The organism is Bacteroidota bacterium (genome assembly GCA_016718825.1).
Taxonomy (GTDB): Bacteria; Bacteroidota; Bacteroidia; order J057; family JADKCL01; genus JADKCL01.
This window is the reverse complement of sequence record JADKCL010000011.1, coordinates 188,615-202,039: the sequence shown is the minus strand read 5'-3', so window position 1 is coordinate 202,039 and position 13,425 is coordinate 188,615. Positions and strand designations below refer to the sequence as shown.

The window sequence follows — 13,425 nt, the reverse complement described above, 5'->3', positions numbered from 1 at the left end:
ATTAAGGAAATCTTCCAGATCGGAGCGCCTTGCAGCTGCCAGACATTTGCAAACAAGGCATTTACCCATTCGCTCGTGGAAAATGGGGATGTGCTCAAACGTAACAAGAATTGGCAAAGAGGATGTTTGTATGTACAGGCTAAAGTGGCTTTTGAAGGTCGACTTATTGAAGGGAACCTTCAGGACCCGTGGCTTGCATGCTTTCAAAAAAATCGAAGACATGACCCACTTCCGATCCCCAAAACACAAAATCCCCGCCCGCCTCGGCCGGAAGATTGAGCCGGATGTTCAATTCAGGATTGCTGGCTTTCAACTGATCATAGAGATGCAGCGTTTGTTGGTAGGAAACCATGTCATCAGCTTTTCCATGTCCCAAATAGACCGATGCGCGGATGTCTCCGCAGCCTTCGACAACATTTTCTGCGAGCTCCCAGCGCTGCGGAAATTGCTCAAAATCACCCAAAAAGCCGCGGTAAACGTTGTCACCCTTTAGTTCGGATGGGTTATAATCTCCCGAAAGTCCTGCAACTGCAACAAACAAAGACGGTAGTTCTTCGGCAAGCAAAAGTGCCCCCCTTGCACCTGCAGATGCGCCAAGGACAAAGTTCTGTCCATCGGTTTTCAACAGGCAGTGCTGCTCACGCAATTCTGGAATCAAAGTTTCTTTGACCCAAGTCATCGTCGGAAATTCTTTCCAGTCTTCTCGCGTCTCAGGATAGACAGCTTGTGAATAGATGGACTTACCCATCTCAGGCATGATCAATCTGAAACCGCGGTCGGCAGCCTTGGTGCACAACATGGCCTTGACACACCATTCCTTTCTCGAAACATTCCAGGGATGTAACACCAGCACGTCCCCGGCATATTTTTCCGACGGCGTCCAAACATCTACCGGTATGCCATCAATGACGAGGTTGGCTTGACCAATGGGCAATTGACAACCGTGCATTTTGGTCTCCGCTTGCAGGTTATTTGCGCCATTTGTGGTTTGGTCCCCACTGCTGTTGCCCGACAAGGCATCCGATCCGCAGCCGGAAAGACAGACCGACATTGCGAATGCAGCAAAAATGAAGCTTGAGATACCTGCCGTTTTCAAGTGAAGCTTGAAGTATTTGGATTACCGATACTGAATGCAATTTAGACAAAATTGTGGAAATGTGGGGATTACCGCAGCGGAGTGGAAAGTATCCATGCTGCCATGCCCAGGAAAGGCCACAAAAAAACCGGATCCAAACGGGATCCGGTCATCTATCCAACAATCCAACTATGTATGAGCATCTACCTACAGTGACCTTGGCAAGACCACTGCTTGATCAGCAGGTGCGTAGCTTCAATCCTGATGCAACATTCGGATGGAAAGGAGAAAAGTCATTCAAAATTTCGTCGAATGCCCAAAAGTCAACGACTAAATGCTTGAACAGAAGGGAATTCTAGGACTTGACGTCAATTTCGTTGCGCAACCATGGACCGATGGCATTGAAAATCCTGTCGGCTTGGTGCTGCATGGCCACAGGATTCAAGAACAGGAGCAAAACCTGTCGCATGAATTCCGCCTTGGCTGGAAAATGTTTGGAAAATGCCTTGTAGCAAGGGTAGAGATCTTGGGTGTACTTACCCTCAGCCATCATGATCAACTCAAACCCGGAACGAATCAATGTTTTGCAACAGGTGCGGATGAAATCGATTTTGGAGGCCTGTGAAGGCCATTCGTTTTCCAAGTCATTCCAGGTATCCAGGATGGGAGCGACCCATTTTTGATTCATGCAGAGGTCTTTGCCAACTTTGAAGTCTGGAATGCCGGGAATGACATCTTGCCCCCAAACACACAGTGATTGGGTTTTGAGCACCATTTTTACGCTGAGATTTCTGCCAGGGAAGGTCGGATCGTGGTGAGCAATGGCATGGTCGATGTTGGTGAGATTTTGGTAATGATTGCGCAATGCATCGTCAGCTTCGTCCGCAAAACTTGGCCTTTCCCAGCGAATGAATGGCTGATGTGGATGCCATTTCAGCAGCCCCAAAACATCCAGGTCCGAAACCCCTGGAATGGCCTTGCCCGCCGGAACCGATCCCCGAAGGTAGAGGCCGAGCAAGCTGTTGCCCAGATGCATCCTGTATTGGATACCCAACTCCCTGATCAAGGCGCGTTGCGGCAAAGGGATATTGTCCATGGAGCATGGATTGATCAGGTTGCCGGCTGCATCGACTTCGTAAAATTCGCCAATCGGTTGGATTTCGATCATAGCTTCGAAATGGGTTGAAGTTGCAAATGTAGGATACAAAGCAATATGCGGAGATCAAAAAACGCACCGCAAGAATGGAATTCCTTGCGGTGCGTACTTCATCGCTGCCCAAGAAAGCAGACTATTTTTTTCCGCTCAAAAATCCGCCGGCCATGCCCTGGATGTCATCCATGACGCTACCGTCCTGGTTCTTGTCCAAAAGACCGGTGATCATCTTGCCGATGCCAGAGAAGTTTCCGCTTTTGAGCAAGCCGGTAACCGGTCCGAGCTTGCTTGTAATGCCCGACAAGCCCGGGATATTGTTGAGGAAGCCACCCATGCCTGAAGCTTCAGCCTGTGGCTCTTCTTCGCCGCTTTCCTCACGCTCGTGAATGGCTGCGTAGTCATTCAGCATTTTGGAAAGAAGCGCAGCATTGATTTTGTCTTGACGTTTCTTCATACCGATCATCCCCAAAACCAAGGGGGTCGTGATCAGGAAAAGCTTGGTGGTCGCAGAGGCACTCAATCCGCTTTCTTTGCTGACCAATTGTTCTGCCTCGGCGCGGTGGTTGCCCAAGATTGAAGCAAGCTGCACATCGCCATGGCCAATCGCGGGATTGGCATAAAGTGCCGCGATCTTCGTGAGGATGCTGCCGTCGTGGTCGCGGTCCAGCTCATTGGCAAGGGCATTTGCACCGGCTTCGCTACGCGTATTGCGCGCCATGGCGCTCACCAAGATGGGCACGATCAAACTGGAACCGATGACAGCCTGATCCTTGGTAGAACCGATGCTCTGGGCAATGACCGCAAATTGTTGCTCGCCCAATTGACCGCTGTAGATGTTGAAGATTGTCATTTTCTTATGTTGTTTTTTGAAAGAGTGAACTTTTGAAGCGGCAAAAATACAGAAACAGGAGTCCGGATTTTCCACGAATGTTGGTCAATCCAGGGATTTTTCCACCACAGTTGAAAGCAACGTGGCTAGTGCAGCTTTTCGTTGTCCTTGTGTCGATGGCTGTCACGCGCCGTTTTTTTCTCAAGGTTCCGTCGAAATGCTGCCTCCAAATCAATGCCGGTTTGGTTGGCGAGGCAAATCAAGACGAATAGCACGTCTGCAAGTTCGTCGTCGAGCTGCTTGTCGCGGTCGCTGGGCTTGAAGCTTTGGTCGCCGTATTGTCGGGCGATGATGCGTGCGACTTCGCCGACCTCCTCTGTCAACATCGCCATGTTGGTGAGTTCCGAGAAATAGCGCACGCCGTATTCTTTGATCCAAAGGTCCACGGTTTCCTGTGCTTCGTGCAATGTCATTTTTATTGATTTTGGGTGAAGGGAATCGGTTCAAACCATCCGAATGACCCATTCGATCTGTATCCCCAATGCCAGAAGGAGGATCAGCCAAGTGAGCCAAGTACGTCGCAATGCCGGAATTTTGAGGCCGCCATGCAAAAAAACTTGCCCCCAAATACTGCCAAAAAGCAGCATCAGCGGCACCATAGGGAGGTGGTAGGTCGGATGGGAAAAAGAAAACAAGTAGGGCAATGCATAAATGAACAGGAATCCGGAGACCAAGGCAATGTCGCGACCCGGCATTTCCCGGCGGGCAGCGGAAAACAAAAAGGCCAGGCTGCAGAGCAGAATCGTGGTGTAGATCAGGCCGTCCATCGCCAAAACGGCATAGCCCAAGTAGGGCGATTCATTTCCTGCCTTGATCAACCGTGTTCCCGCAAAGCTGTCAAACGCCAGCAAGGTGCGGATGCGCGATCCCGTTCGCCAGAAGAATCTGGCTGGATTTTGCTTCATCTCCTGGATCGCCATTCGGGTAAAAGCCCTGCCGCGCTCCTTTGCGGGAAGATGATCCAGTGTGTCCAATTGTTGCCTGAACCCCAACGGCAGGGCCGGATCTCCCGTCCAATGACTACCATAGTACCAAGTTTTGTATTCTGGCGTCCATGCATTGTTGCCAAGGTAGAGATTCCGTGCATTGGCCTCATTGACAGGTATCCAACGACCAGCGTCGCGGCTCGCAACAAAAACCCAACTGCCGACAACCAGCAAGGTCACAACAGTCAAGGTAAGCCCCGGAAGGAATTTTTTCCGTCGAATCAAAATCAAGGCGGGCAAACCGAAAAGGAAAAGCATGGCAGATGGTCGGAAAAGGATCAGCAGTCCCAAACAGATGCCCATTCGCAGGAGTTGCCCTCGGCGTCGCTGATCCAAGTAACGTTGCATCAAGTCAAAAAGTGCCAACAACAAGGCTGCTGCGGGAAGATAACTGAGCGGCTCAACCGATTGGTGGATCATGGCAGGGAAGACAGCAAGCAGAAGCAAACCAAGATTTGCAGCAGGTCGACTGTGCAGGCGGTAGGCCAATGCGTAGAACCGATGGCAGAGCCAAATAAACCAAGGCAACATGGCCAAACGAAGCCAAATCGTTGATTCGCCAAAAACTTTCATGATCCCTGACAGATACAAGGGCATGCCGGGCGGCCAATAGGTGTCAATTTCCCCCTGGTGAACGAGCCTCTCTGCGACAAGCTGGTATTGCAGGCTGTCTCCCACCAAGGGGTCGTCGGCAAGGAGCCCCAGCAGAGTAAGCCGTAATCCCAAGGCAAGCAACATGATCCTGAGCCAAGAATATTCTTGGTCAAGTAAATGGCTCAATATGGTGCGTCGGCGAAACATATATGCCTAAAAATCTTGTTGGCGTGAGTCCAGGATGATCGTCACCGGGCCGTCATTGAGCAATTCGACATCCATCATGGCGCCAAATTCTCCTGTAGCTACCTTGCCGGTAAACCGTGCTTGGAGGTCGGCGACGAAATTGTCATACAATGGAATCGAAATGGCAGGCGGTGCCGAGCGGATATAACTCGGACGGTTGCCCTTCTTGGCATCGGCGTACAACGTAAACTGCGAGACAACAAGGATGCTCCCCGCAACATCCGTCACCGAAAGGTTCATTTTTCCATCCGCATCGTTGAAAATCCGCAACTGAAGCAGCTTTTTGAGCATCCAATCGTTGTCACTGAAGCCATCGTCATGGGTAATGCCCAACAAAACCAGCAAACCATGGCCAATTTCGCCGATGGTAGTCCCTGCAACCTTGACGTTGGCATGTTTCACTCGTTGGATGACGGCACGCATGGTAATTTCATGATTTTGGGTATGAAGTTATCACTCAATTGATGAAAAAATGCGCATTTTCAGCCCATGAAAAGGATCTCCCCAAAGATTGTCGGCATTTTTTGCCTTTTGGTTTGGCATTTGAATGCCGTTGGACAAACAGAGCCAGAGAGTTCTGCGCTATTCATCGAGACGCAACAAGGTGACGATCAGCGCGAAATAAAGGTCGGGCAGCGCTTGGATTACCAACTCAAGGGCGGCGAAGTCCAAAAGAAAGGAAGACTCGAATCCGTGCAAGAGGGCTCGATTACCATCGCCGGACAGCAATTGCCCGTGGACAGTTTGGAGGTTTTGGTGGTCAAGAAAGGAAAAAAAAGACCCCAAGGCGTTGGAATGACGGTACGAAGCTTGATCGCACTCCCCATTTTTCTTGTTCTATTCTTATTGGGGATGCGCGAATGGCGTGGCGGCTCAGGAAGTGGCGGCAGGGTGGCACTCGTACTTTTACTCCTGGTCACATTTGTTCTGTTGCCCATTTTGATCCTGATCGGTTTGATTCGAATGGCAACTGGCAGCAAGCGCTACGATTTAGGAAAAGCATGGAAACTTCGGATTGCACCCAAGGCAGAAAAATAGTGCAAATAAAAGGGAGGACCACTCCTTTCATTTCCTGTTTACCTTTGTGAATCAATGTATCTGGATTTTCCATGAAAAGATGGTTGTTCATTCGGCTCGTTTTCTTTGCGGCTTGGTTTTGGACCTCTGCCAACGGATTGTTTGCCCAAACAGAACCTGAATCTGCAACAGGCACATTGCTCTTGCAGTCGGCGCGCGATACCATCGAAGTGCCCGTCGGCAGTGCGCTTACCGTCAACTATCGGCATGACCCGCGCACTTACCGCGATCAAAGGCTCGATGTTGTGATGGACAGTGCGTTGATTATTTCGGGTGATTTTGTGGATCTCAAGTACATCGATCGCATCGGCGTACAACGCAAGGACCTCCACAAGGCGGGCAAAATCACGTTGATTGCTTCCGTAGCCGCGATTCTGGCGTTTTGGTTTTTGCTCGCATGTGTGTTTGCATTTTACATGAATCCGGCACTGCTTTTTGTCACCGCACTTTTATTGGTCCTTGTATCGATACCAGCCACGCTGGCAATGCCTACGGGATTGATCGTGGGAATTGTGTTGCTTGCGGTGAGTACCAAATTTTACCATCTCGGTTACCAATGGAAATTGGGAACCCGTTTTTCAAAATAAACAGGTGCGCTAAAATGATCGACAATCCCTTCAACTCTCAATAGATGTTCATGAAAAGGCTTCAATTGGTCGGCTTGACCTTCATTTTTTCACTTTCGCTATTTTCCTTGCTTTTAGGTCAGTCCCAGCCAGAGAGCAGCACGACCTACCTTGAGGTGCGGACCCAAGGAGAGCATTACAAAACGATGACTTCCGTGGGCGTCGGAGACAAACTCGCGATTCGACAAGGAAAGGGGTCAAAAATGGTCCACGGCAAAATCAAAAGTATTCAAGATTCCACGGTGGTCATCGGGGAAACAGCGGTCCCCATCTCCTCCGTCACCGAACTCAACACCCGCCTTGAGGGGGAAACGCTCTTTGCCGGATTTATTTTGTTCTTGGTAGCCTGCGGGCTAGGGATTTTGGGATGGCTGTTTGGTCGGGCAATGCTCACCGGCAAGCTCTCGACTTGGTGGGAGTGGACGCTCGCTGCTTTGGGCGCGTTGGCCGTGGTGATCTTCGGGCCGGTGGTGCTGTTGGGCAGCATCATCGCTTGGGCATTCTCAAGAAAACACTATAACATCGGTCCGCGGCTGAAATTGCATGTCTACAAAAAGGTGATCAAGCCTGCACCGATCGATCCTGATTTTGGAGGTTGACAGCCACGCTTTCTTTCGGATTTCATAGCCTCACTTGAATCTCGGACTTGGTTGACCATTCCGACAGACCTTTTGCTAAATTGCGCCCTTAAATTTTTGAAAGGGATCAATGGCAGAGCAGCAGTATTATGTATTCGACTTTGACAGCACCTTTGTGCAAGTCGAGGCATTGGAAGAATTGGCGGAAATCTCCCTCAAGGGTAGCAAAAACCGCGAAAAGGCAATTCAAGAAATTCGCGAAATCACGGACTTGGGCATCGAGGGCAAAATTTCCTTCACGGATGGCCTCCGCAAGCGTCTGTCGATCATCGAAGCCAATTCGGAGCATCTGGAAAAGCTCATTCGCAGACTTAGAAAGAAGGTTTCCAAGTCCATTTCCCGGAATCAGACCTTTTTTACCGCCAATCGCGACAAGATTTACGTGATTTCAGCCGGATTCAAAGAGTTTATCGTACCGATCGTGGCTGATTTTGGCATTCCGGCGGATCGTGTCTTCGGAAATACATTCACCTTTGACAAAAAGGGCAACATCAACGGCTTTGACAAGGCGAATGTGTTGTCCCAATCCGGCGGTAAGGTTAAACAACTCGAAGCGTTAGGCCTCAAAGGCGAAATTTTCGTCGTTGGAGATGGCTACACCGACTATCAGATGAAGTTTGGTGGAGAGAAGGTCAAGTTTTTTGCCTTCACGGAAAATATTGACCGCGAAAGTGCAAGTTCCAACGCCGATCATGTCACGCCGAGCCTCGACGAATTCCTCTACCACAACAATCTCCCGATGGAGATCAGCTATCCCAAAAACCGCATCCGGGTGCTGCTGCTCGAGAACATCCACGCGCAAGCAGAGGAGGCGATGCGCAGCGAAGGCTATCAAGTCGAGCGCCTGACCAAGGCCTTGAGCGAGGATGAGCTTTGCGAAGCGATCAAAGGCGTGAGCATTTTGGGCATCCGGTCCAAAACCCGGGTCACCAAAAAGGTCTTGGCCGCTGCCGACCGGCTCGCCGCAATCGGTGCCTTTTGCATCGGCACCAACCAAATCGACTTGGAAGCGAGCTTGGAGCGCGGTGTCGCCGTCTTCAATGCGCCTTACAGCAATACGCGCAGCGTCGTCGAACTCGTCATCGGCGAGATCATCCTGCTCATGCGCGGCATTCCCGAGAAAGACCGTCTCACGCACCGCGGCATCTGGGACAAAAGCGCCAACAACAGCAATGAGATTCGCGGAAAAACCCTCGGCATCGTCGGCTATGGCAATATCGGATCGCAATTGAGTGTGCTCGCCGAAGGTCTGGGCATGAAGGTGATCTTTTTTGACAAGGTCGACAAACTTGCCCTTGGCAACGCGCAGCGCATGACCAACCTGCGTGCCTTGCTCAAAACCGCCGATATCGTGTCGCTGCATGTCGATGGCGATATGAGCAACCGGGACTTTTTTGGCGAAAAGGAAATTGCCATGATGAAAGATGGCGCCATTTTGCTCAACCTGAGCCGCGGCTTTGTTGTCGATGTCAAGGCCTTGGCCAAGGCCCTCAAATCAGGCAAGCTCCGTGGAGCCGGCGTGGACGTATTCCCCAAGGAACCTGCAAGCAACGACGACCCCTTCGAAACCGAATTGCAAGGAATTCCGAATGTGATTTTGACGCCGCACGTGGGCGGCAGCACCACCGAAGCGCAGATGGACATCGCGGCCTATGTGCCCGACAAGCTCATCAACTACATCAACACCGGCAATTCATTCATGTCGGTCAATTTCCCGCACCTGCAACTTCCGCTCATGGCCAATGTGCATCGCCTGTTGCACATCCACCGCAACGTTCCCGGCATATTGGCGCAAATCAACCAGGTTTTGTCCGCCCACGGTTGCAATATCGAAGGCCAATACCTCAAGACCAACGAGACCATCGGCTATGTGATCACGGACATCAACAAAAAATACGATACCGAGGTGATCAAAGCCCTGCGCGGAATCGAGAACACAATCAAATTCAGGGTTTTGTATTGATCAATGTTTTTTGTACTTTCGAATCTCAATCCAAAAAACAATGAAAAAGCAAATTGTATTCTTCTGTTTTATGTTGTTGTCCATCGCCGGGTTTTCGCAGATGTCCAAGACTGATGCTACCGGGTTTTTGAGCCGCAATCCAATTGGTAATTGCACGGAGCTCGTCGTTTGGAACACACAGATGATTTCGAGCGAACGAATTATCGGGACCAAAAATAACTACGCAAAAGCCACAATCGTATCCCTCACCGCAATGGATTCGGGTTTTTCGTTGTTGATCAAAGGTGAATCCGGCAACAAAGAGAAATTTTACCCTTATGCAAGTGTGAAGTACATTTTGGTGGGTGGTGATGACTCAATGAACCTCTATCTCCGGGACTGATTCGGCTCTTTCAGACTCTTTTAATCTTGCTGCGTGGTTGAATATCGACACGCCAAGGAGCTATATTTGCCCTGCAATGATCTACTTCACCGCAGGGCCTTCCCAAATTTATCCCACTGTTCCGCAGCACCTTCAAAATGCTGTCAGGGACGGTATTCTCTCCATTTCCCACCGTGGATCACAATTCACCGACATCTACGCCAAGATGGAGTCCGGGCTGAGAGCCGTTTTGGAAGTACCGGAAGACTATCACATTTTTCTGTTTTCATCCGCGACCGAGATTTGGGAGCGCATGGCATTAAATTGTGTCGAGCGAGAATCCTTCCACCTCGTCAATGGCAACTTCTCGCAAAGCTTTGCTGAGATCGCCAAACGTTGCGGAAAGCAGGTTGGTATTCATCAGGTGGGTGATTTCGAAGGCTTTGACATGGATCAGGTGGTCGTGCCAGACTCCGCCGAATTGATCGCTGCCATCGCGAATGAAAGCAGTACCGGCGTCATGACGCCGCCCGAAGACCTTTACAAACTACGGCATCGCTACCCGGACAAGCTCTTGGTGGTGGATGCCGTTTCTGCCCTGCCGACTTGGCGGGTCGATATTTCGCAGCTCGACGGCCTTTACTTTTCGGTCCAAAAAGGATTCGGACTCCCCGCCGGACTCGGCGTGTTGATCTTGAGCCCAAGAATGTTGGAGCGCGGTTTGGAACTCGAGCGCAAAGGTCAATTCGTCGGAACCTACCACCGCTGGAGCAAGTTGCAGGAGATGAGCCTCAAAAGGCAAACCCCCGCGACGCCCAATGTCTTGGGAATTTACCTGCTCGCGCAGGTGTGCGCAGACATGGCGCCCGCGATGGATGCGCTTTTGCATGCACATGAGGAGAAGTTTCGCCTGCTGTCTGACTTCGTCGCGCATCATCCCATGCTGGACTTTGCCGTGAAGGATGCAAGGGTGTGCAGCAACACCGTGGCGGTCGTCGATACAAAATATCCCGATGTCAAGGCCAAGATGAAGGACGTCGAAAGACAGGGATTTGTCCTCGGCTCCGGCTATGGAAAATTCGCCGATCGCCAAATGCGTATCTCCAATTTCCCTGGAACGAGCGTAGAGGATATGAAAGCTTTGTTACGGGTTTTGTAACGGCTAGCGAGGCGGTCGCTTTGTTTTTGGTTTGATGACAAATGCGTCATCGTCCTGTTCCCTTGGGCCTAAAATTCCCTTTGAGGCGTTGACGCCCGCCAAGTAAATGTCCAAATTGACTTGTTGATCTCGTTGGAGGTGTGCTGCCAACAGTTTCGACAAGGCTGTTTCAAACCATTTGGGGCAATGGTGCCCTCGATGGATCGGGGAAGTTTGTCCATTTGGATCGAAATACCATTCAAAATCACACAATTGGCAGCAAGTTTTTGGATAAAAAGTCATCCAATGCATTGACCGACCAGACATTCTATCTTCTCCGAATGCATAAATTGCAGTTGTCAACTTTTGAACGCGCGTTGCATGATAGGATCCAAGAACCCCTCGAAGTTGTATTGGCAGGTCCCTGCAGGCATCAGGAAATTGGGCAGGATGCTCCTTTGCCTTGTATTTTCCGCAGGCGTTGCCCAAGCCCAAATTCCTGATGCCGACCAGCCGTTGCGGCTGTTTACCTTGGATGCCAAGGATTTAGACACAAGCTTTCGGCCGACCAACGAGAAGATCGTCTTGGGCGCCAACCGTATCGCGGAAAATTCGGATGAGATCGCGATCAAAACCTATATCATTACCAAAGAGCAGATTCAGCAAAATGGATGGAGCACGCTTTTGGATGTACTCCGTACCGTTCCCGGATTCCAGATTTCTGAGCCTGCCAATGCCTTGCTGGGTGAGGCCTTCCTGATGCGCGGCATGATGGGCAATCTCTACACAAAAATCCTGATCAATGGCGTCCCCATCCTTCCTTCTGCGGCTCCAGGCCAGCCTTTGGGTGGTAATTTGCCCATCAAGCAGGCCGAGCGCATCGAGATTGTCCTCGGGCCAGCCACAACGGTATATGGCAATGACGCCTTGGCGGGGGTCATCAACATCGTCATTGCCGAGGTCGAGCGACCCGTCGAGGCGCGTGCAAGCATCGGGCTGGGCTCACCCAATATGGACGAATTTCATCTGCTACTCGGTGGCAAGGTCGGCAGCAGCCGCAGGGTTTTGCAATATCAGATATTCGGATCAAGTCGGCAGATGAAAGACCGGAACCTGAACTTTGGCGATTCCTTGTTGGGCGTGGATACCAGTTTGGTCCGTGGCAACACCAATTGGTCGCCTGATCCCAATTCGAATTTGCCGAGATTGACTGACTATGGCCATCAAAGCCGCCTGCTTGGGGCGTCGTTGCAGTTTGGGGGATTCCGGTTGATGGGGTTCAAAATGTACCGCAAAGACCATGCGTCACTCGCGCAGCAGCCGCTTGAGGTTTCCTATTCTGATCCATACACCAGCATCGCCGACAATGTCTCCAACCTGCAATTGCAGTTTGACAAGACCCTCGGCAAATTTTGGGTTCATACCAACATTTCCTACCTCGACTACCGCATCGACAACAATTCGGCCTATTTGGGTGTGGATCATCCGATCAGCAATGGGCGCAATTTTATCTACGCCGCCTCGCAGGATCTGCTTGCAGAACAACTTGCCAATTTCAAAGCCAAAAATTGGAGTGTTTTGGTGGGGGGCAACTATGCCCGTCGCAAAGGCGATGCTTTTCAAAGTTATCTCATCCGGCCTTTTGACGAAGGTAGCGTGGTTTTTGACAGCATCGCAGGGGGAGATGTTGTCGAGAATGCAACCTCAACGACGACGAACTTGGGGCCAAAATCGGTGTTCAACCAATATGTGTACAACGATTTTGGCGTCTTTTCGCAGGCGAATTTCCATACCAAACGGTTGAATTTTTTGGCTGGCATTCGCTACGACAAGCAACAGGCCAATCAGCCACAGCTCAGTTGGCGATTGGGTGGATTCGGAAAATTGACCGAGGGCATTCGCATCCGGGCGGTTGTCTCCCGTGCATACCGCGCTGCAGGCACCTTTTACCGCTTCAACAATTACCGCTATAGAGCTGCGCCCATGGAATTGCAGCCCAACTACAAGCGCGAAGAGGCTGATCTGGTCTCCGAAACGATTCTGAACGGAGAGGCCGGATTGGTCGTCAAACCAGCTAAATGGCTGCAGTTGGAAATGGACTATTTCATGTATCGACTCTCCAATAGCATTTTCTTTGACCAAAATTTCCCGACGGACAGCACAGGTCAGGGCCCCAATCCCAACCTGTCGATTGGTTACCGCAATACCGCATCGAGCGCTGTCTTGCAGGCCGCACAAATGGGAGCTTACCTTGATTTCGGGTGGCTCAAGGCAGATCTTTATGCGCAGCTGAATATCGGTCGCGAAGCCATTGAGGGAATCGACACTTTGGAGGCCTACCGTTCGGTGCCCGGATTTCAGGGCAATGCGGCCATTCACTTTCAAAAGGAGAAATGGTTTCGCCTGTCGATTTTTGGGAGATATGTAGGCCGCATCGAAAACTACTATTTTGCCAAACTCAATGACGGGGTTGTTTCCCAATCTGTCGGCGGATTCTACAACCTCGATGCTGCATTGGGACGCACATTCGCCAAGCGCATCTACCTTTATTTGCGGGTAAAAAACCTGACGAACTCCGTTTCGAGAGGGATTTCCACCAACTTCATCTCCACGCGGCAGTTGCATTACATTCCACAGGAGAGGCGGTTTTTCATTCTGGGCGTCAACTTCATCCTTTGA

The 13,425-nt window shown here is 50.7% G+C and carries 13 protein-coding genes; 7 read left to right on the top strand and 6 right to left on the bottom strand.

The annotated features are described in order from the left end of the window. Window positions 1–163: 163 nt before the first annotated feature. The 6 genes from IPN95_14780 to IPN95_14755 form a co-directional block, all read right to left on the bottom strand. Entirely contained in the window at window positions 164–1,051 is an 888-nt protein-coding gene (locus tag IPN95_14780; protein ID MBK9450639.1) for a hypothetical protein, read from the bottom strand. 379 nt (window positions 1,052–1,430) lie between these two features. After that, window positions 1,431–2,243 carry a hypothetical protein gene (locus tag IPN95_14775; protein MBK9450638.1) on the bottom strand — a complete coding sequence of 271 codons (813 nt, stop codon included), beginning with the start codon at window positions 2,241–2,243 and terminating at the stop codon, window positions 1,431–1,433. A gap of 121 nt (window positions 2,244–2,364) precedes the next feature. Further along, window positions 2,365–3,078 (bottom strand): DUF937 domain-containing protein, encoded by a 714-nt coding sequence (locus tag IPN95_14770; GenBank protein MBK9450637.1) that lies wholly within the window; start codon window positions 3,076–3,078, stop codon window positions 2,365–2,367. A 125-nt stretch (window positions 3,079–3,203) separates the two neighbouring features. Then, window positions 3,204–3,530, bottom strand: coding sequence for a nucleotide pyrophosphohydrolase (locus IPN95_14765; protein MBK9450636.1), 327 nt, complete (start codon window positions 3,528–3,530; stop codon window positions 3,204–3,206). 30 nt (window positions 3,531–3,560) lie between these two features. Continuing rightward, window positions 3,561–4,883 carry a glycosyltransferase family 39 protein gene (locus IPN95_14760; protein MBK9450635.1) on the bottom strand — a complete coding sequence of 441 codons (1,323 nt, stop codon included), beginning with the start codon at window positions 4,881–4,883 and terminating at the stop codon, window positions 3,561–3,563. Window positions 4,884–4,910: 27 nt separating this feature from the next. Then, on the bottom strand, window positions 4,911–5,366 hold the full coding sequence (locus tag IPN95_14755) for a D-tyrosyl-tRNA(Tyr) deacylase (GenBank protein MBK9450634.1): 456 nt from the start codon (window positions 5,364–5,366) through the stop codon (window positions 4,911–4,913). 66 nt (window positions 5,367–5,432) lie between these two features. Between IPN95_14755 and IPN95_14750 the strand changes: the two genes are divergently transcribed. The 7 genes from IPN95_14750 (at window position 5,433) to IPN95_14720 (ending at window position 13,425) form a co-directional block, all read left to right on the top strand. Beyond that, the gene (locus IPN95_14750; protein ID MBK9450633.1) at window positions 5,433–5,981 is read left to right on the top strand and encodes a hypothetical protein; all 549 of its coding nucleotides are present in this window, start codon (window positions 5,433–5,435) and stop codon (window positions 5,979–5,981) included. 71 nt (window positions 5,982–6,052) lie between these two features. Continuing rightward, window positions 6,053–6,607 carry a hypothetical protein gene (locus IPN95_14745; protein MBK9450632.1) on the top strand — a complete coding sequence of 185 codons (555 nt, stop codon included), beginning with the start codon at window positions 6,053–6,055 and terminating at the stop codon, window positions 6,605–6,607. A 50-nt stretch (window positions 6,608–6,657) separates the two neighbouring features. Then, window positions 6,658–7,245: a hypothetical protein gene (locus IPN95_14740; GenBank protein ID MBK9450631.1), complete on the top strand. Its 588-nt coding sequence runs from the start codon at window positions 6,658–6,660 to the stop codon at window positions 7,243–7,245. Between the two features lie 109 nt (window positions 7,246–7,354). Continuing rightward, entirely contained in the window at window positions 7,355–9,247 is a 1,893-nt protein-coding gene (serA, locus tag IPN95_14735; GenBank protein ID MBK9450630.1) for a phosphoglycerate dehydrogenase, read from the top strand. Window positions 9,248–9,287: 40 nt separating this feature from the next. Continuing rightward, window positions 9,288–9,629 (top strand): hypothetical protein, encoded by a 342-nt coding sequence (locus tag IPN95_14730; GenBank protein MBK9450629.1) that lies wholly within the window; start codon window positions 9,288–9,290, stop codon window positions 9,627–9,629. 37 nt (window positions 9,630–9,666) lie between these two features. Continuing rightward, on the top strand, window positions 9,667–10,767 hold the full coding sequence (locus IPN95_14725) for an aminotransferase class V-fold PLP-dependent enzyme (protein MBK9450628.1): 1,101 nt from the start codon (window positions 9,667–9,669) through the stop codon (window positions 10,765–10,767). 360 nt (window positions 10,768–11,127) lie between these two features. Continuing rightward, window positions 11,128–13,425, top strand: a complete 2,298-nt coding sequence (locus IPN95_14720; protein MBK9450627.1) for a TonB-dependent receptor plug domain-containing protein — start codon at window positions 11,128–11,130, stop codon at window positions 13,423–13,425.